This window comes from Aquitalea magnusonii, assembly GCF_002217795.2.
Lineage (GTDB): Bacteria > Pseudomonadota > Gammaproteobacteria > Burkholderiales > Chromobacteriaceae > Aquitalea > Aquitalea magnusonii_B.
The window spans coordinates 395407-414446 of sequence record NZ_AP018823.1 but is presented as its reverse complement, the minus strand read 5'-3'; the positions used below and the strand labels follow the sequence as shown (position 1 = coordinate 414446).

The 19040-nt window shown below is 60.2% G+C and carries 14 protein-coding genes and 1 CRISPR repeat array; of the genes, 7 read left to right on the top strand and 7 right to left on the bottom strand.

Annotated features, from left to right (window positions below; genetic code table 11):
* Positions 1–774 precede the first annotated feature (774 nt).
* From cas1f to cas6f, 6 genes are all read left to right on the top strand, one after another.
* Positions 775–1752 carry a type I-F CRISPR-associated endonuclease Cas1f gene (gene cas1f, locus DLM_RS02030; protein ID WP_089085020.1) on the top strand — a complete coding sequence of 326 codons (978 nt, stop codon included), beginning with the start codon at positions 775–777 and terminating at the stop codon, positions 1750–1752.
* Positions 1749–5093: a type I-F CRISPR-associated helicase Cas3f gene (cas3f, locus tag DLM_RS02025; RefSeq protein ID WP_089085021.1), complete on the top strand. Its 3345-nt coding sequence runs from the start codon at positions 1749–1751 to the stop codon at positions 5091–5093. The genes cas1f and cas3f overlap by 4 nt, the downstream gene beginning before the upstream one ends.
* 172 nt (positions 5094–5265) lie before the next feature.
* Positions 5266–6603 carry a type I-F CRISPR-associated protein Csy1 gene (gene csy1, locus DLM_RS02020; protein WP_089085022.1) on the top strand — a complete coding sequence of 446 codons (1338 nt, stop codon included), beginning with the start codon at positions 5266–5268 and terminating at the stop codon, positions 6601–6603.
* The gene (gene csy2 / locus DLM_RS02015; RefSeq protein WP_089085023.1) at positions 6600–7589 is read left to right on the top strand and encodes a type I-F CRISPR-associated protein Csy2; all 990 of its coding nucleotides are present in this window, start codon (positions 6600–6602) and stop codon (positions 7587–7589) included. Before csy1 ends, csy2 begins: the two co-directional genes overlap by 4 nt.
* The gene (gene csy3 / locus DLM_RS02010; RefSeq protein ID WP_089085024.1) at positions 7586–8608 is read left to right on the top strand and encodes a type I-F CRISPR-associated protein Csy3; all 1023 of its coding nucleotides are present in this window, start codon (positions 7586–7588) and stop codon (positions 8606–8608) included. The genes csy2 and csy3 overlap by 4 nt, the downstream gene beginning before the upstream one ends.
* A complete protein-coding gene (gene cas6f, locus DLM_RS02005; RefSeq protein ID WP_089085025.1) occupies positions 8608–9192 on the top strand; it encodes a type I-F CRISPR-associated endoribonuclease Cas6/Csy4 in 585 nt (194 codons plus the stop codon). Before csy3 ends, cas6f begins: the two co-directional genes overlap by 1 nt.
* 160 nt (positions 9193–9352) lie before the next feature.
* Positions 9353–11781: direct repeats of the CRISPR family, unit length 28 nt; unit sequence GTTCACTGCCGGATAGGCAGCTCAGAAA.
* 215 nt (positions 11782–11996) lie between these two features.
* Here cas6f and DLM_RS02000 read toward each other — a convergent pair.
* The 3 genes from DLM_RS02000 to DLM_RS01990 are packed head-to-tail and all read right to left on the bottom strand — an operon-like array spanning position 11997 to position 13882.
* A complete protein-coding gene (locus DLM_RS02000) occupies positions 11997–12413 on the bottom strand; it encodes an ExbD/TolR family protein (protein WP_089085026.1) in 417 nt (138 codons plus the stop codon).
* A gap of 3 nt (positions 12414–12416) precedes the next feature.
* Positions 12417–13157 carry a MotA/TolQ/ExbB proton channel family protein gene (locus DLM_RS01995; protein WP_089085027.1) on the bottom strand — a complete coding sequence of 247 codons (741 nt, stop codon included), beginning with the start codon at positions 13155–13157 and terminating at the stop codon, positions 12417–12419.
* Between the two features lie 29 nt (positions 13158–13186).
* Positions 13187–13882 (bottom strand): energy transducer TonB, encoded by a 696-nt coding sequence (locus DLM_RS01990; RefSeq protein WP_167467022.1) that lies wholly within the window; start codon positions 13880–13882, stop codon positions 13187–13189.
* Between the two features lie 220 nt (positions 13883–14102).
* Here DLM_RS01990 and DLM_RS01985 point away from each other — a divergent pair, with 220 nt between their 5' ends.
* Entirely contained in the window at positions 14103–16376 is a 2274-nt protein-coding gene (locus tag DLM_RS01985; RefSeq protein WP_089085029.1) for a TonB-dependent receptor, read from the top strand.
* Positions 16377–16445: 69 nt separating this feature from the next.
* Here DLM_RS01985 and DLM_RS01980 read toward each other — a convergent pair whose 3' ends face one another.
* Genes DLM_RS01980 through DLM_RS01965 form a run of 4 tightly spaced genes read right to left on the bottom strand, consistent with a single transcriptional unit; the run spans position 16446 to position 18980 of the window.
* A complete protein-coding gene (locus DLM_RS01980) occupies positions 16446–17306 on the bottom strand; it encodes an energy-coupling factor ABC transporter ATP-binding protein (protein ID WP_089085030.1) in 861 nt (286 codons plus the stop codon).
* A complete protein-coding gene (gene cbiQ / locus DLM_RS01975; RefSeq protein WP_089085031.1) occupies positions 17303–18037 on the bottom strand; it encodes a cobalt ECF transporter T component CbiQ in 735 nt (244 codons plus the stop codon). Before cbiQ ends, DLM_RS01980 begins: the two co-directional genes overlap by 4 nt.
* Positions 18021–18311 carry an energy-coupling factor ABC transporter substrate-binding protein gene (locus tag DLM_RS01970; RefSeq protein ID WP_089085032.1) on the bottom strand — a complete coding sequence of 97 codons (291 nt, stop codon included), beginning with the start codon at positions 18309–18311 and terminating at the stop codon, positions 18021–18023. Before DLM_RS01970 ends, cbiQ begins: the two co-directional genes overlap by 17 nt.
* Positions 18312–18980, bottom strand: a complete 669-nt coding sequence (locus DLM_RS01965) for an energy-coupling factor ABC transporter permease (protein WP_089085033.1) — start codon at positions 18978–18980, stop codon at positions 18312–18314.
* Between the last annotated feature and the right edge of the window lie 60 nt (positions 18981–19040).

Below are 19040 nucleotides of genomic sequence, written 5' to 3'. Positions count from 1 at the left end.
GCCTCCAAGGGCATCAACATGTCGACCATTACTCACTGCTCTACCCTAGCTTAGACTCCAAGTTGTCCAAGTAGCCTTACCTGACGTGAATACATCAGCTACAATTACATAATCAGTCCTACACAAAGGCTCTCATCTACGTGTGTAGAAGTACTGAAAAGTGCCAGGAAAACAGGGGGTTATGCGGTGAAATCCCGAATCCCTCCCTCTCCGCCAGACCAAACAGCTAAGCCCTTGAGCAATCAAGGGCTTTTTTGTTTTTCCCTTTTCCAGAACGCCGTTTTTTCTCCCTAACTGCCTTCTAATACTTCTACAAATCTGCTAATAAAGCCGTCCACGGCGCATTACAACACACTGATTTTCACGAAATTTTCTTCTGAAAATCAATCAGCTACATTTCAACAGCCACTAGCCCCATCCAACCTTCCCCCAAGCAACAGCGTCAGGCGGAGCGTTACGCGCGTAAGCAGCTTGCCACCATCACCCGTATCAACGCACTCTCGCCTGAAGCCTCCACATCATCTGCCTGCATGCCGGGTCGGTCAGCCTGGCTGGGGAGGAAGCAGGCCGCGAAAGTGGTTAGTACACGCTGGCCGCAATGCAGGATTACCAGAGCGGCGATGCCGAGCCCACCCGCTGTTGTCGTGAAGCTATTCGCTAATGCTTACAAGGCTAGCCCTTGCTCCTGCCGCAGAATCTACGCCACCCCATGACCAATCAATGAAATCGGCATAATCTAGTGCCAATGTTCTGTTAAACGCCATTGGAGTATCCATGGATGACTTTTCCCCTGCCGATCTCAAAACCATTCTGCATTCCAAGCGGGCGCATCTGTATTACCTGGAGCACTGCCACGTGCTGGTCAACGGTGGCCGGGTTGAATATGTAACGGATCAGGGCAAGCAGTCACTGTACTGGAACATCCCCATTGCCAACACCACCACCCTGCTACTGGGAACCGGCACGTCCATCACCCAGGCCGCCATGCGCGAGCTGGCCAAGGCAGGGGTGATGGTTGGCTTTTGTGGTGGTGGCGGCACGCCACTGTTTACTGCGGGCGAGCGCGAACTGGATATCGCCTGGCAATCTCCCCAATCCGAATACCGGCCAACCGAATATTTGCAATACTGGGTTGGCTTCTGGTTTGACGAGTCCAAACGGCTGGCCGCGGCCAAGCAGTTGCAACTGGCCAGGCTGGAACGCATCTGCGGGCAATGGTCGGATAACCGCCAGTTACGTGAAGCGGGCTTTAGCATTGATGAAACCCGCCTGAGCGAAGCACTGCAGGCCTCGGCGCATGCCATCACCCAGGCCGTGGACCACACCGGCCTGCTGACCGAGGAAGCCCGCCTTTCCAAACTGCTGTTTCGCCTGGCAGCCCAAGCCAGCCACTACGGCGAATTCACCCGCGCCAAGCGCGGCAACGGCAGCGACCCGGCCAACCGCTTTCTGGACCATGGCAATTACCTCGCCTATGGCCTGGGCGCCACCGCCACCTGGGTGCTGGGCTTGCCGCATGGACTGGCCATCCTGCATGGCAAAACGCGTCGAGGTGGCCTGGTGTTTGACGCGGCCGACCTGGTCAAGGACGCCATCATCCTGCCGCAAGCCTTTGTCAGCGCCATGCGTGGCGACGACGAACAAAGCTTTCGCCAATGCTGTATCGAACAGCTACTGCGCAGCGAGGCACTGGATTTCATGATTGATCAACTGAAAACCATTGCCACAACACAAGGCCGGGCCAGCGCATGAATATCCTGCTTATTTCCCAATGCGACAAACGCGCGCTGACTGAAACACGCCGTATTCTGGACCAGTTTGCCGAACGCAAGGGCGACCGCAGCTGGCAAACCCCCATCACCCAGGCCGGGCTGGAAACCTTGCACCGCCTGCTACGCAAAACCGCGCGCAAGAATACTGCCGTGGCCTGCCATTGGCTGCGCGGCCGGGACCACGCAGAACTGCTGTGGATTGTCGGCGATGCCCGTCGCTTCAATGCGCAAGGTGCCACCCCCACCAATACCACGCAGCGTAATGTGCTCAGGGCACAAGACGAAAATGATTGGTTGAGCGGCGAGGATATCCGGCTGATGGCCGGGCTGGCCGCGCTATTTCACGACCTGGGCAAAGCCTGTCAGGCATTTCAACAGCGGCTGCGCAGTGACAAGCCTCAACCCGCCAATCTCTACCGGCATGAATGGGTGTCCTTGCGCCTGCTACAGGGCTTTGTCGGCAGCGACGACGACGCTGGCTGGCTGACACGCCTGCAAAACCCCTCACAGATGACAACCGCTGTCTGGGAAAGCTGCTTGCAACAAGCCGGTTTACGCGATGGCATGGATCCGGGCGCAGCAGACAAGCAGCCGTTTCAGCCGGGGGCATTGCCACCGCTGGCCGCCGCCATCGCCTGGCTGGTGCTCAGCCACCACCGCCTGCCACTGACTAATACTGAGCCCATCACCGCCAATCAACTTGGCACCGGCCTGCAGGCACTCGATCACAACTGGAATCAGCCTTGCGACCCGGTCAGCAAAACCGACGCCACACCGTATTGGTACTTTCCCTACGGCCTGCCCTGCAACGACAGCACATGGTGTACACGGGTGGCCAAACTGGCCGGGCAACTTGCCGCCAGACCAAGCGGCACCATCTGGCTGGACGAGGTGTACCCGCTGCATCTGGCACGCCTCACCCTGATGCTGGCCGACCACCATTTTTCCAGCCAAACCGTCAAGCAAAGCTGGCAGAGCGCACAGGAAAAAAAGATTGCCTTTGCCAACACCCTGCGCCGCGACCCTGCCTTGCCAGCGGGGACGTGCCGCCGCTTCAACCAGACCCTGCCGGAGCACCTGACCGGCGTTGCCCGCCATGCCTTGCATGCCGCTGCGGCCTTGCCTGATGTCGCCCGCGCCCTGCCAGCACTGGGTCGCTGCCGGGCTTTGCTAAAGCGCAGCACCGACCCACGCTTTAGCTGGCAGAACAAGGCCCATGACATGGCCAGCAGCCTGCGCCAGCGCGCCGCCAGCCAAGGGGCTTTCATCGTCAACCTGGCCTCCACCGGCGGCGGCAAAACCCTGGGCAATGCCCGCATCATGCATGCACTGGCTAATCCGGATACCGGCATGCGCTGTGCCTTTGCCCTTGGCCTGCGCACCCTCACCCTGCAAACCGGCCAGGCCTTTCGCGAACGGCTGCAACTGAGCACAGAGCAACTGGCTATCCGCGTTGGCGGCAGCGCCAGCCGGGAATTGTTTGAACTGCAAGCGCAGGAAGCGGAAGCCAGTGGCTCGGCATCAAGCCAGCCACTGCTGGACGAAGAAAATCCGGTGCTGTTTGATGGCCAGCCCGATCACCCCTTGTTGCAACAGCTCAGTCACGATCCGCAATTCAACGCCCTGCTGGCCGCCCCGGTACTGGTGTGCACCATCGACCACCTCACCCCGGCCACCGAAGCCACGCGCGGCGGGCGACAAATCGCCCCCATGCTGCGGCTGATGAGTTCCGATCTGGTGCTGGACGAACCGGATGACTTTTCGGTGGAAGACCTGCCCGCCCTCACCCGGCTGGTTTACTGGGCCGGACTGCTGGGCAGCCGGGTGCTGCTGTCTTCCGCCACCCTGCCCCCGGCACTGGTGCAATGCCTGTTTGATGCCTATCAGGCCGGACGCCATCAATTTCAACGTCACCGTGGCATGCCGGGCCAGGCGCTCAACATTTGCTGCCTGTGGGTGGATGAGCAAAACTGCCATGCGGCAGACTGCCCGGATAGCACCAGTTTTGCCGCCAGCCATCAGCAGTTTGCCGCCAACCGTGCCCACTGGCTGGCAGGCCAGGCGGTACGCCGCAATGCAGTACTAATGTCACTTGCAGGCATTCCGCGTCAACACAGCGAGATGTTTGAACCACTGGCCAGCCTGCTACGCCAGCAATCCATACAGCTACATACACACAACCACGACACCGACCCTGTCAGCGGCAAACGGGTCAGCATCGGGCTGATCCGCCTGGCTAATATCAGCACTATTTATCCGCTGGCCCAGGCACTGTACGCGCAAGACGCACCGGATGGCGTGCAGCTTCATCTGTGTGTTTACCACGCGCAATACCCATTGCTGCTGCGCTCTGCCATAGAACGGCAGCTGGACGCCGCCCTCACCCGGCACAACCCGCAAGCACTGTTCACGCTGCCGGACATCCGCCACCGGCTGGATGGCAGCAGCGCTGCCGACCACGTATTCATTGTGCTGTCGTCCCCAGTCAGCGAAGTGGGCCGCGACCACTGCTACAACTGGGCGATTGCCGAACCCTCCTCCATGCGCTCGCTCATCCAACTGGCAGGCCGGGTGCGCCGCCACTGGCCACAGCCATGGAGCGAAGGCAATCTGCTGATATTGCAATACAACCTGGCCGCCTGGCAGGGAAAGAAACCGGCCTATTGCCGCCCCGGCTTCGAAAACAAGGATTTCCCCCTGGATGAAACGGACCTGAGCATCTTGCTGCGCGCCGAAGAATACCAGCACCCGGACTCCCGCCCGCGCCTGCTGGCCCGCCCCGAGGCAGAACAGCGCCCCACCCACAGCCTGACAGACCTGGAACACCACCGCCTGCAAGTCGACCTCAACCAGACCCACACACCGGGGCTGCGCCGCAACAGCACTGGCGAACCAAGGCTATGCGCCGCCACCTGCTGGCAATGGCCGCATGCCATGCTGCACGCCGCCCTGCAACGCAAGCAGCCCTTCCGCCTGAGCCATGGCGACGAATGGGAACTGGCATTGCTACCGGATGAAGACAGCGCCAGCGGCCTCAGCCTGTTGCGCCTGGAACAAGGCAAGCAGCGCGACCCGATCAGCTGGCTGCAAAGCAATCACCTGCTGCACCTCATTGCCGATCACACCCTGCTGTGCGGCAAGGGCATCCGCCCCTGGGGCAGCAGCGACTATCTGACCGAGCTGGAACAACTGGCCAGCACACTGGACATGCCACTGGAAGATTGCGCCCGGCGCTACGGCAGGCTGCGTTTGCGCGCCGACAAGGACAGCGATAAAGGCTGGCTGTTTCATCCGGCACTGGGGTTTGGGCGCAAACGCTAGGCACATTCAGATAAACAGCCGGCTGATCGTCGCTTTAATCCACATCAATTCCTGCCTTCATACAGATGCATCTTGCTTGAGAACATGCCAATCGGATGTTAATTTCACCTGCAAATGCCAAAGACATTGGCAGCAATACAGGCTTATCCCTCATAACCAACAGGTGGAGGCTATGGAGCAAGCACCCCCGCGCAGTCAGGCCTTGCAGCAATTGATTGCTGCATTTATCGGCAGCCGCCTTAACGACAAGCTGGACAAACTCTCCCCCGACGACCCCAAACGCAGCGAACTGAACGCACAGTATCAGCCGCACAACTGGCTGGCCGATGCCGCCCGGCGCGTAAGCCAGTTGCAACTGGTAACACACCCGCAAAAATCCACGCACCCGGATGCCCGCGGCAGCAGCCTGTTTGCTCCCCCCGACAGCCTGCCCTCCAGGCTGGAAATCGGCACCCACTGCCTGAGTGACTTTGCCAGTGACGTGGTGGGTAATGCCGCCGCGCTGGATGTCTACAAATTCCTCAAACTGGAATACCAAGGCCAAACCCTGTTGCAGATGCTGCAAGCAGACGATGCCGATCTGTTGCAGGCCCTGCATCACGACAACACAGTCGCCAGTCAGTGGCGTGCCGCCTTTTGCAGCATTACCGAGCCGGCAGGCGGCCCTGCCTCCCATGTGCTGGCCAAACAAATCTACTGGCCGGTATCGCCAGACGACTTTCCTGCCGACGCCAATGACGACAGCCATTACCACCTGCTGTCCATCCTCAACTCCAGCGCGCTCAGCCATTGGCTGTATGGCCGCATTCAGGAACACCGCTTTGGCGACGCCGCCAAGGCCGCACGCCAGGCGAAGCGCGACGGCAACAACCATCCGCACGGCTACCACGACTACCCGCAACTGGCGGAAGAGAAAAAAGGCGGCACCAAACCGCAGAATATCTCGCAACTCAACAGCGAACGCCGTGGCAGCAATTACCTGCTGGCCAGCCTCCCGCCACATTGGGACAGCACGGAAATCCGCCCGCTTTACCAACTGGACAACACCTTCCGCCGCTTTGGCAAACGCCAGCCAGTGCGCACCTTGCTGCGCGAATTTGGTGACTTCCTCAGCCACCTCAAACCAGAGCACAACAACATCCATATCCGGCAGCGGCGTGAGCGCTATCTGGCCGAGCTGTTTGACGAACTGCTGCAATTTGGCGCTGCCTACAGCAACAGCCTGTCACCAGGCTGGACTGACCACCCCGACTGCCTGCTACCCCTCGCGCAACAATGCTGGCTGGACCCCTACCGCGCCGAACAGGACGCCGACTTCAAGCAGCAATTCGAATGCCAGGACTGGCCACAACAACTGGCAACAGACTTTGCCTATTGGCTGAACCGCCACCTGGAAGGCAAAGGCCTGCAGCTGGCCGAGGCGGAATTCGACTACTGGCGGCGCGAACTGGCCCAGGACGCTGGCTGGCAAAGCCAGCTGGACCGCCTGCAACAAGGAGTACCGGCATGACGCCACACCGCCTGCCCGACATTAACGCCCTGCTGCACATTCCCCACCTGCGCATACAAAACGCCAATGCCATCAGCGGCCCGCACAGTTGGGGCCACCCCGGCCCCACTGCCTTTACCGGCCTGATGACTGCGCTGCGGCGCAAGCTGGGGCCGGAACTGGACCTGGACATGGTTGGTGTGGGCATCATCAACCACCACTACCAGGCGCAAACCAATGGCGACTACGTGCAGCGCTTCAACCTCAGCCGCAACCCGCTGAACAAGGACGGCAGCACCGCCGCCATTGTGGAAGAAGGCCACATTCACCTGGAGCTATCCCTGGTATTTGGCCTGGCACTGGGAAATACACTGTCCGGTGCCAGCCAGGCAGAGCTGGATCAACTTGCCACCCGTATCCAGCAAACACTGCACACCCTGCGCGTGGCGGGCGGCAGCATACTGCCCGGCCGCAGCCGCTTGCAGCCCAGGCTGAAACACCTGCCAGAATCGACAGAAGAGCAACAAGGCCAATTCCGCCAACTGCGCCGCTGGCTGATGCCCGGCTATGCGCTGCTGGCCCGCGACGATCTGCTACCAGCACCAGCCCAGCCGGGCGAGGCTGCCGACGGTAGCCGGCTGGACGCATGGCTGGACCAGTGCCGCCTGAACCACTACCCGGTAGCCGATGAACAAGGCCAGGTAAGCTGGCAGCACTCACGCCAGCAAGGCCAAGGCTGGATTGTGCCGCTGCCGGTGGGCTATGGCGCGCTTACGCCGCTATACCCGCCCGGCAGCGTGGCCCATTGCCGCGACGAAACCACGCCGGTGCGCTTTGTCGAAAGCCTGTATTCGCTGGGCGAATGGCTCAGCCCGCACCGCCTCACCGACTACCGACAACTGCTGTGGTACCCCAGCCACGACGCCAGCAGCGGGGTATACCGCTGCCACAACGACTACCACCTTACCCGCGCCGCCGAACCAGCCATTTTGGGAGAACTCGCATGAGCAAACTGGAAAACGCCTCCGTCCTCGCATTCGAACGCAAACTGGACCCATCCGATGCGCTGTTTTACGCCGGCCAATGGGAAGAACGCACAGCAAGCCAGCGCTGGCCACACGTGGAAGTGCGGGAAAAATCGGTGCGCGGCACCATCTCCAACCGCCTGAAAACCAAGGATCAGGACCCGCTCAAACTGGATGCCATGATTGAAAACCCCAATCTGCAAACCGTGGACGTGGCCACCCTGCCCCATGATGCCGACACCCTGAAAGTCAGCTTCACCCTGCGCGTACTGGGCGGCGTAGGCGAACCTTCGGCCTGCAACAAGGCCGACTACCGCAGCAAACTGCTGCAAACCATAGACGGCTACCGTCAGGAACACGGCTTTGGCGAACTGGCACGCCGCTATGCCACCAACCTGGCCAATGGCCGCTTCCTGTGGCGCAACCGCGTGGGCGCCGAGCAAGTAGAGATTCACATTGCCCAATGGCAAGACGGCACCGCCGTACAAAGCTGGCACTTCGACGCCCTTGCCCTCAGCCTGCGCAGCCTGGAGCGCAATGAACAAATCGACAGCCTGGGCGCATTGATTGCCGAAGGGCTGGCCGGCAGCCAGCACGTGCTGCTGCACATCGACGCCTACGTGCGCAGCGGCAACGGCCAGGAAGTATTTCCCAGCCAGGAACTGATTCTGGACCGGGGCCGTGGCGACAAAAGCAAAACCCTCTACCTGGTGCAACAAGGTAATGCCCGCATTGCCGCCATCCACTCGCAGAAAATCGGCAACGCCCTGCGCACCATCGACACCTGGTATCCGGAAGCCGCCGACAACGGCCCCATCGCCATCGAACCCTACGGCTCCGTCACCACCCAGGGCAAAGCCTACCGCCAGCCCAAACAAAAGCAGGACTTCTACACCCTGCTGGACAACTGGGTGCTGAAAGACAGTAAACCGGACACCGAGCAACAGCACTTTGTCATCGCCACCCTGATTCGTGGCGGCGTATTTGGCGAGGCCGGCTGATGGACCACTACCTGGATATCCGCCTGCTGCCGGATGCCGACTTCAACGCCACGGTTTTGCTGGCAGCCCTGTACGCCAAGCTGCACCGCGTGCTGAGCAAGCAGCAACGCCGCGACATTGGCGTCAGCTTTCCCGGCTATAGCACCGGCCAGCAGCAAGACAAAGACCCAGCCCCGCCCAGCCTGGGCGCAACCCTGCGCCTGCATGGCAGCGCCGCCGCACTGGACAGCCTGATGGCCAGCCAGTGGGCCAGCGGCTTTGCCGATTACGCGCTGATTGGCAACATCCGCCCGGTACCCGCCACCACCCAAGTCATTCGCGTACAGCGGCGGCAAGCCAAAAGCAACCCGGCACGCGAACGCGCCCGACTGATGCGCCGCAAAAACATGGATAGCGCCGAAGCATACCGCCTTATCCCTGACAGCAAGGCACGACGCCTGCCACTGCCCTACATCACCCTGGACAGCAGCAGCACCGGCCAACGCTTCTTGCTGTTTATCGACCAGCATGTAGTCACACAAGCGGTGAGCGGTGAGTTCAACAGCTACGGCCTGAGCAGCAGCGCCACCCTGCCCAGTTGGTGACACGAGGGCTTGCTGCCGGAGAACGGCGGCAACCCTTTTTTTCACGCGGCTCCGCGATCTTTAAAAATCAATCAGTTACAACACAGCAGCAAAGAAAGGTTTGCGAAGCCAGAATGGCCCACAGCCAGACTGGCCAAGCAAACCAGCGTAAAGTGGTCTAGTTCACTGCCGGATAGGCAGCTCAGAAATGCAAATCGTAGATTTACATCATGGGGCGTTCGTTCACTGCCGGATAGGCAGCTCAGAAATTGTTGGGAACGAGTAACTGGGCAATGGACATGTTCACTGCCGGATAGGCAGCTCAGAAAGCAGTCGCACCTGAACAGCCAGATGGCCCGTTGTTCACTGCCGGATAGGCAGCTCAGAAATGGTTGCGGTAGTCCATGAACATCGAGGCAAAGTTCACTGCCGGATAGGCAGCTCAGAAACTCCCAACTCTTGCAAGACGTGCATCGGTGTTGTTCACTGCCGGATAGGCAGCTCAGAAATGATTACAAGTCTCAAGGACGCGATACAAAACGTTCACTGCCGGATAGGCAGCTCAGAAAAACAGGCGAAGGCTGAAGCAGGGAAGCAGGGCGTTCACTGCCGGATAGGCAGCTCAGAAATTGCTGGGTGCCACAAAGCTATTCGGCATACCGTTCACTGCCGGATAGGCAGCTCAGAAAATTTGAGCCGCCGCGATGATCTCCATGCCCTGGTTCACTGCCGGATAGGCAGCTCAGAAAAGTTGCTCAAGTGGCGGCTACTCAAGAGTTTGGTTCACTGCCGGATAGGCAGCTCAGAAATTGCAAAGTCATTCACTATGATCAGTAATGGTGTTCACTGCCGGATAGGCAGCTCAGAAATCTTCCCCTGGCATCGATGACCCTTCTAAATGGTTCACTGCCGGATAGGCAGCTCAGAAACTGCACCAATGGCAGACTGACAGCCTGGATGCGTTCACTGCCGGATAGGCAGCTCAGAAATTTTGGTAGCCGGCGATCACCTCTGACAGCGGGTTCACTGCCGGATAGGCAGCTCAGAAAATATACGCAGCCATGATCGCCAAAGCCCCGCAGTTCACTGCCGGATAGGCAGCTCAGAAAATATTCGAGGCCAATGCATACGAGTACAAAACGTTCACTGCCGGATAGGCAGCTCAGAAAAGGTTTCGCGGTAGTCGCATGGGATGAATGAAGTTCACTGCCGGATAGGCAGCTCAGAAAGGTTCCATTGCAGTTGCGACATTTCACATCAGGTTCACTGCCGGATAGGCAGCTCAGAAAATTCAATTTCCAAGTATTTGAGGAAACGGATTGTTCACTGCCGGATAGGCAGCTCAGAAACAATCGCGCGTTGATTGCTGGCCGCATCAAAGGTTCACTGCCGGATAGGCAGCTCAGAAATTGCCATGCCCAATAGCGGCCAGTGGCATGATGTTCACTGCCGGATAGGCAGCTCAGAAATGACTGCGGCAATCAAACGCTGGATCAAGCGTGTTCACTGCCGGATAGGCAGCTCAGAAATTGTCGATGCCAAATTCCTTCACGACTTCGCCGTTCACTGCCGGATAGGCAGCTCAGAAAGTGCAAGGAGTTGATCGCGGTATTGCCCAGTGGTTCACTGCCGGATAGGCAGCTCAGAAACAGCCTTCCAGGCCGCGCAGTTGACGGGCAGTGTTCACTGCCGGATAGGCAGCTCAGAAACTCGCTGGGCATTCATTCTGCTATCTGGCCGCGTTCACTGCCGGATAGGCAGCTCAGAAAATGGTGTGAATTCAACTGCAGCCCTGCCGATCGTTCACTGCCGGATAGGCAGCTCAGAAAGTTGAGGTACCCGCTCAGCGCTTGCTTGCTCAGTTCACTGCCGGATAGGCAGCTCAGAAAATAATAAAAAAGGGAGCCGAAGGCCCCCTCCTCGTTCACTGCCGGATAGGCAGCTCAGAAAATAAAGAAAACCCTTGCCTGCATTTTTTAAAAGTTCACTGCCGGATAGGCAGCTCAGAAAGGCAAAAAAATCCACGTTCAAGTTTGAAGGCAGTTCACTGCCGGATAGGCAGCTCAGAAAATCGCCGCAGCCGAGGCGCGGGAGGGGTGCCGGTTCACTGCCGGATAGGCAGCTCAGAAAATCCCGCGCGCCATCCACCTGTTTGGCCACGCGTTCACTGCCGGATAGGCAGCTCAGAAAAACAGCCCCTGCAAGCGCGACGGGTTTACCACGTTCACTGCCGGATAGGCAGCTCAGAAAATCCCGCGCGCCATCCACCTGTTTGGCCACGCGTTCACTGCCGGATAGGCAGCTCAGAAATTGTCCTGGACAACTTGACCAGCAGGTGCGGAGTTCACTGCCGGATAGGCAGCTCAGAAATGAGAGGCCTTCATTGCCGCTTCGATTATTTGGTTCACTGCCGGATAGGCAGCTCAGAAATTGATCAGCGCCATGGCCGGGGGTGGGCTCACGTTCACTGCAGGATAGGCAGCTCAGAAAATCATTGTGCTAACTCCAGAATGCTGCGAGTGGTTCACTGCCGGACAGGCAGCTCAGAAAATTAGAGTGCCGTCGAATAATCCATGGTTGAAGTTCACTGCCGGACAGGCTGCTCATAAAGCCCCGCCCGCACAGGTACAGGATGGATGGCCCTTCACTGCCGGACAGGCAGCCCCCAATCAACCGCGCCCGGAGACTGGACATGCACCGATGACTCACCGAAGAACGGATTACCGGCGTGCCGCGCAAAACAGAGGCAATGCGCTAGCACAGGTGGGGCCTGCTTGCCGGCAAGCTGCTGCAGTAATCTGTAGCCGCATGTGCTGGCTGGCGCCTCAGTGCGTCTGTGGCTGGGTGACAAAGGTGATGCGGTTGACACCTGCCTGCTGTGCCAGCGCCATCACGGCGGCAATGGCTTGATAAGGCGTGGCTTGATCGGCTTGCAGTTGCAGTTCCGCTTTGGCTGCGCGATCTGCCTGCAGCCGCTGGGCCAGGGCTTGCTGGCTGATGCCCTGGCCGTCCAGGTGAAGGCTGCCGTCGCGTGCCAGTGTCAGTTGCAGTACCTGCGGATGCGCGGTGGCTTGGGTCGCCACCGTGCGGGGCAGATCGATGCCGATGGCCTGCTGAAACAGTGGTGCGGTAATCAGGAAGACCACCAGCAACACCAGCATCACATCCACCAGCGGGGTGGTATTGATTTCCGCCATGGGCTGTCCCAGTTGGCTGGAGGTGGAAAAACCGTTGAATGCCATGGTTCACACTCCGCGGGCGGCAGCGGCAGTTTGTCGGGCAGCCGCTGCTGGTGTAGTGGTCTGGTACTGGCGGACCCCGGCCACCAGATAGGCATGCAGGCCATGGGCAAAACCTTCCAAGCCGGCCAGCATCAGCCGGTTGCTGCGCGTGCAGGCGTTATAGGCCAGCACGGCGGGGATGGCGACGAACAAGCCGATGGCGGTCATGACCAGCGCCTCGCCCACCGGGCCGGCCACCTGGTCTATCGTCATCTGGCTGCGGCCGGACAAGCCGATCAAGGCGTGATAAATGCCCCACACCGTGCCAAACAGGCCGATGAAGGGCGCGGTGGCACCAATGGAGGCCAGTACGGTGAGGCCCTGCTCCAGCCGCGACTGCGCTTGCAGCAAAGCCTGTTGCAGCATGCGTCCCAGATACGCTCCCGCATCCAGCTCTCCACCCAGGCCAAGGCCGGATTTGGCGGCATAGGCCTGCGCCGCCTGCGCGGCCTCGGCGGCCAGCCCGGCCACCAGGCCGCTGCCATCGTGTGCCAGCAACGCCTGTTGGGCGGCCTGTTGGCTGCCGGCCTGCCAGAAGGCTGGCACGGCATGACGCAGGGCCTGGCGCACACGCCACTGTTCCAGCAGCTTGATGGTCAACAGGCTCCAACTGGCAACCGACATCAGTAACAGAATGATGGCCAAGGCATGCGATACCACATCCCCTTGCTGCCAGAAATGGGCCAGACCCAGTTGTTTATCCATGAGGTGTCCTTGCGATGAGTCTGCCCTGGTCATGCATGGCCAAGGCGAAAAGTAATGGGAACGATCACACTGGAGGCAATGGCCACTGCGCCACGCCGCGCCGGGGTGAAGCGCCAGTTGGCTACGGTCTCCCTGGCGGCCTCGTCCAGCCGGATGAATCCGCTGCTGCGGTGGATTTCCACGGTTTCAGCCTGCCCTTGCGCCGATACGTGTACCCGCAGCAACACCTTGCCTTCTTCCCCATTGCGCCGTGCGGCCGCGGGGTAGGCCGGTGCCGGATTGTGCAGGTAGTCGGCACTGAAACCAGGCTCGGTACTGACCGGCGAATGCGCTTCGACCGGGCTGGGCGACGGGGCTGCCACTGACGCAGCCTGATGCGTGGCCATGGCATCCGTGGCACGGATGGTCTGCACGGCCTGGGCAAGCGGCGGGGATGATGGCTGGGGAGTCACGGGCGCAGGCCGCACTGGGGCGGACTTTGCCGCAGCTTGATGGCGGGGCTGGTGGCTGGGCTGCTGCGGCATGGCAGCAGCAGACTTGGCCACAGCAGGCAGCGGCACCGGCTGGGCGGGTAGCCATTGCACCGCAATGCTGGTGGCCAGGGTGCGGGCAGGCGGCATCTGCGCCAAGCTGGCCAGCCAACTGGCAAGGCCGCCATGCAGCAGAACCACCACCAGCACAATCACGGTGCGCTCGGGCTTGCATCTGGCCGCGGGCTCAATCACAGGCACCCACTCTTCTCCCCTGCTGTCAGGCAAGCACCGCGCCTGCCTATCCGGGTGCCACCTTAGCAGGATTCCACGCCCACCCCGTGCGACCAATTGCCGCAGCAGGCAAAGTTCCTTACTGCGGCAATTGGTCGCATTCCAGCCGGGATACGCGCCGGGCATCATCCACGCCGCTTAACAAAATCTGACGTCTTCAAAACAAGAGCGAGCCTTCCTGATGAGACACTGCGCAGCGTTTTCCCGTAACCGGCTGGTACTGGCCGTCACCCTGGCCCTGGGGCAGATCAGCCTGGCCCATGCCGACAATACCGACAAGCAATTGGCCGAAGTCACCGTGCAATCGCAGGCCGACAGCAGCCTGCCGGACAACCTGCCCGCCACCACCAGCAGCATGCGTGCCGACAGGATTGCCCAGACCACCAATGTCACCAGCACCGAAGACACGGTGAAATACCTGCCGGATGTCCAGGTGCGCCGCCGTTACATTGGCGACCAGAACAGCATCATCGCCACCCGCACCTCCGGCCAGACCAGCAGCGCCCGTGCCCTGCTGTATGCCGACGACATCCTGCTGTCCAACCTGCTGGGCAACAGCTACGCCTACCCGCCGCGCTGGAACCTGGTCAGCCCCGAAGAAATCAGCCAGGTCAATGCCATCTACGGCCCGTTCTCGGCCGAATATCCGGGCAACGCCATTGGCAGCGTCATCGTGCTGAGCACGCGCATGCCGGACAAATTCGAAGCCCATGCCAGCAGCACCCTGTTTGACGAAAGCTTCAGCCAGTACAAGACCAGCCAGCATTTCACCGGCAGCAAGAATGCCGCCATGCTGGGCAGCCGCGCGGACCGGCTGGCCTGGATGATTGAAGCCGGGCATCTGGATAGCCTGGGCCACCCGGCCAGCTTTGCCGCCAACCCCAACAAGTACACTGGTGCCAGCGCGGCCACCACGGTGAGCGGTGCGGTGAGCGATGTGGACACCACCGGTGCCAAACGGCTGATTGTCGGTGCCACCGGTGCCGAGCATTCGATACAGGACAATGCCAACCTCAAGCTGTCCTACGACCTTACCCCGACGCTGAAACTCAACTACACGCTGGGCTACTGGCAAAACAATTCCACGGTGTCGGTCAACAGCTATCTGCGCGATGCTGCCGGTAATCCGGTTTACACCGGCATCGTCAGCATTGACGGTCAGAAATACAATCTGGCCAATGCCTTCCAGCCCAGCAAAAAGCAGCAGGAACACCTGCTCAACGCGCTGTCCTTCAAGACCAGCACTGACGGCAGCTGGGACTGGCAGGGCAATATCAGCATTTATGATTTCAGCAAGGACAGGCAGCGCAGCGCCACTGCCGGGCTGACCGGTGCCGGCACCATTAGCGACCTGGCCGGCACCGGCTGGCAGACGGTGGACCTGAAAGGCGACTGGCGTCCTGACGGCGGCCTGGCCAGCACACACCAGCTACGCTTTGGCTATCACTACGACCATTACGCGCTGAACAGCCACAGCTATGCCACCAGCGACTGGCAGTCCGGCACGCAGGGCAGCCAGACCGCCGCCTTTGTCGGCAATACCCAGATTCACGCCCTGTTTGCCCAGGATAGCTGGCGGCTGCAACCCGGCGTGCAGCTGATTGCCGGTGGGCGTTACGAGTGGTGGTCTGCCTTTGGTGGGGCCACCAGCAGCGGCCAGAACACCTACCACGACCCGGCGCGCAGCCAGCAGTTCTTCTCGCCCAAGGCCGCGGTGGTGTTGGACCTGAACGATAAATGGTCGCTGCGTACCGCCTATGGCCGCGGCTACCGCACCCCGACCGTGGCCGAGCTGTTCCAGGGTTCAGTGCCCAGCAGCAATACCATCGTCAACAACAACCCCAATCTGAAAGCCGAGCGGGCCGATACCGGCGAAGTCACCGCCACGCGCCAACTGCAAGGCGGCACCCTGCGCCTGACCGCCTTCCGCGAGCAAGTAAGCGATGCCCTGCTGTCGCAGACCAACACCACCGTCACCCCCAATGTCACCAATATCCAGAACATTGACCGGGTAGTGACCAACGGGCTGGAAGTGGCCTTCGAGCAAACCGACATCGGCCTGCGCGGGCTGGATTTCAGCGGCAACATCACTTATGCCAAGTCGCAAATCCGCGCCAACAGCAATAACCCGGCCTCGGTGGGCAATCCCTTCCCCGGCATCCCGCGCTGGCGTGCCACGGCAGTGCTGAGCTACCGCCAGAGCGACAAGCTGTCGTACTCGCTGGCCGCGCGCTACAGCAGCTTCCAGAGTTCGGATGTGGGCAACACGGTGATCAATGGCGGGGTATATGGTGCCAACAGTGCCTATCTCATCATGGACACGCGCATCAGCTACCGGCTGGACCGCCAGTTCACCGTGGCGCTGGGCGTGGACAATCTCAACAACGACAAGAGCTTTGCCTACCACCCCATGCCACAGCGCACCAGCTATGCACAGCTGAAATTCGACTACTGAGCCGGCAGCGGGCTTGGCCTATGGCGGGAATCTGGCGGCGTTTGGCTACGCCGCTGCCGGCGTCTGGATCTAGCCAGCGGCGCTGGAGGCCAGGCTGCCGCTGCCGGTCAATAGCGCCATGATTTCCTTGTCACTGCGCGGCAGCGGCATATCAGCCGCCAGCAAACCGCTGCGGATGGCAAATTCCACCAGTTGTAGCAATAAAGACGGCTGCAGCTTGGCGGCTGCCAGTTGGCGGCGGTCCTGCAGGATGCGGCCCCGTTCGCCAAAGCCAATCAAGCGGCCGACACAAAACAAGGCAATGTCATCGGCCAGGCGGCATGCCAGGTCAACATCATGGGTGGAAAACACGATGGTGATGCCTTGCTGCATCAGCTTATCCAGCAGGTCGATCAGTTGCATGATGCCTTCGTGATCCAGCCCCGCCGTTGGCTCGTCCAGCAGCAATACCTCGGGAGCCATCGCCAGTGCGCCGGCAATGGCCACCCGCTTTTTCTGCCCGCCGGAAAGCAGGTGCGGTGGACGTTGTTCCAGCCCTGCCAAACCCATTGCCTGAATCGCATCAACCACGCGCTTGCTGGCGGTTTGCTGGTCCAGACCCTGGTTTAGCGGGCCAAAGGAAATGTCTTCAAACACCGAGGCGGCAAAAAGCTGGTCATCGGCATCCTGCAGCACCAGGCCCACTTTACTGCGCAGACGGTTCAAACCGTCGCGGCGGTAAGAAACTGGCTCCCCGCCCAGGAAAACCGTTCCCTGCCCGGGGCGCAAGCTGCCATTGAGATGCTGCAGCAAGGTGCTTTTGCCCGAGCCGTTAGGCCCAAGCAAAGCCAGGCATCTTCCCTGGCGGATGTCCAGATTGATGTCGCAGAGGGCCACAACATCGCCTGGGAAGCTAAAGCCCAGTTGTTCCACCCTGAGAATGGTGCTCATGCGTAGAAAACTCCCACCAGCAAGAGCAGCCCCAGCAGCAGGCTGATCCACGCCAGACGAATGAAGGACGATGGCTGCGCCGCTTGCAAAACATGAAACTCACCACTCCAGCCGCGCGCCGCCAAGCCATGTTCCATCCTGCAGGCCTTGCTCATCACACGGGGAAACAGATTGGCCAGCAGCAGCCCCAGGGAGCGCAGTTGCTGCTTGCGGTCATGCTGTCCCAGCCGTGCCGCCTGCGCCATATTCATGGCGTTGGCTGTCTCCAGCACCAGAAAAACCAGGCGGTACATCAGCAGGCTGATCTCAACGATTTCAATAGGCATGCCCAGCTTGCGCAGGGCTGACAGCAAATCGCCCAGCGGCGTGGTGAGCGCAAAAAACAACAGGCAACAGATGGCCGCAAAGGAGCGCAACAACAGGCCCAGTACCGGCTGCAGGCTGCTGGGTGCATAACTGATGCCATGGCTGGAGATGACAAACATCATGGAGAGTCCGGCGGTCAGCAGAAAACCGGCGGGTATCGACACAAACCGCAGCCATGCGCCCAGCGACACCCTGGCACCACGCAGGGTCAGCAGGGTCATGACGATGATGATGCACGGCGCAAGCGGAAAGGGTGGCAGGGAAAGGGCCAGCGCCAGCATGCCAAAAGCCAGCAAGGCTTTTTCACGCACCGGCCACTCCCGCCACGGACTCAGATGGGCATACAGGTCAATGCTTATCTTCATGGCGTGCAGCCAGGCCCTGACGCTTGCCGATTACATAGCCGATCACGCCAGCACCGATTGCTGCCTGCAAGGCAAACAGCAGGCTCTCCACTTCACCGCTTGGTGGTTCCCAAAGCGGCTCAAACCATGGCTTGTAGCCAGGCTGCGCATGGGCAATCGCTTCACTGGCCTGATCATCCGAACCGGTAAACTTTCCCCCACCTATAACCAGAGGCAGCACAACCAGTGCAACGGTGCCAAGCAACAGCCATTTGCTGCGAGATGGTTTGGACATTCAGCGTCCCTCCCCGGCCAGGATGCTGACTTTCTTGATATCCGCAACCTTACCCGCCAGTGCGTCCATCACCACAACAGTCAACATGCCCTCCGCAATCGCCAGCGGGACCTGCGTAAGCGCAAAGATGCCACCGAACTTGATGACGGAAGCCACAAACCCGCCAACCGGATCCGGATACGCCAGCGCCAGTTGAACGGAGGTCGTGACATAAGTGGCCAGATCACCCAGCGCAGCCGCCAGAAACATGGAAACAGCAACCGACAGGCCCAGTTTTTGACCTAATTTCCACAAGGCAAAGCTGACCCAGGGTCCGACGATGGCCATGGAAAACAGATTGGCCCCAAGCGTGGTCAGGCCACCGTGCGCCAGCAGCAGCGCCTGAAACAACAGCACAATGGCCCCCAGCACCGCCATGACGGCAGGCCCGAAAACAACCGCACCAAACCCAGTTCCGGTTGGATGAGAACATGAGCCCGTGACACTGGGTAGCTTGAGCGCAGACAAAACGAATGCGAACGCCCCTGCCGCAGCCAGGTTCATTCTGGCCTGAGGGCGCTCGGCAAGAATCTTCCTGATACGCCAGACGCCGCCGACAAAAAACGGAGCAGAAACAGAATACCAAGCAAGACAATGCTTGGCAGGCAAATAGCCTTCCATGATATGCATGATGATTACCCACGATGAAGGTGATGCGGACTCTGCAGCAAGCCCCCCGGCTTGATGACT

Bases quoted from the DNA above. Each gene is read 5' to 3' on its own strand.
- cas1f (WP_089085020.1), top strand. From the start codon at position 775: ATGGATGACTTTTCCCCTGCCGATCTCAAAACCATTCTGCATTCCAAG.
- cas3f (WP_089085021.1), top strand. From the start codon at position 1,749: ATGAATATCCTGCTTATTTCCCAATGCGACAAACGCGCGCTGACTGAA.
- csy1 (WP_089085022.1), top strand. From the start codon at position 5,266: ATGGAGCAAGCACCCCCGCGCAGTCAGGCCTTGCAGCAATTGATTGCT.
- csy2 (WP_089085023.1), top strand. From the start codon at position 6,600: ATGACGCCACACCGCCTGCCCGACATTAACGCCCTGCTGCACATTCCC.
- csy3 (WP_089085024.1), top strand. From the start codon at position 7,586: ATGAGCAAACTGGAAAACGCCTCCGTCCTCGCATTCGAACGCAAACTG.
- cas6f (WP_089085025.1), top strand. From the start codon at position 8,608: ATGGACCACTACCTGGATATCCGCCTGCTGCCGGATGCCGACTTCAAC.
- DLM_RS02000 (WP_089085026.1), bottom strand. From the start codon at position 12,413: ATGGCATTCAACGGTTTTTCCACCTCCAGCCAACTGGGACAGCCCATG.
- DLM_RS01995 (WP_089085027.1), bottom strand. From the start codon at position 13,157: ATGGATAAACAACTGGGTCTGGCCCATTTCTGGCAGCAAGGGGATGTG.
- DLM_RS01985 (WP_089085029.1), top strand. From the start codon at position 14,103: ATGAGACACTGCGCAGCGTTTTCCCGTAACCGGCTGGTACTGGCCGTC.
- DLM_RS01980 (WP_089085030.1), bottom strand. From the start codon at position 17,306: ATGAGCACCATTCTCAGGGTGGAACAACTGGGCTTTAGCTTCCCAGGC.
- cbiQ (WP_089085031.1), bottom strand. From the start codon at position 18,037: ATGAAGATAAGCATTGACCTGTATGCCCATCTGAGTCCGTGGCGGGAG.
- DLM_RS01970 (WP_089085032.1), bottom strand. From the start codon at position 18,311: ATGTCCAAACCATCTCGCAGCAAATGGCTGTTGCTTGGCACCGTTGCA.
- DLM_RS01965 (WP_089085033.1), bottom strand. From the start codon at position 18,980: ATGCATATCATGGAAGGCTATTTGCCTGCCAAGCATTGTCTTGCTTGG.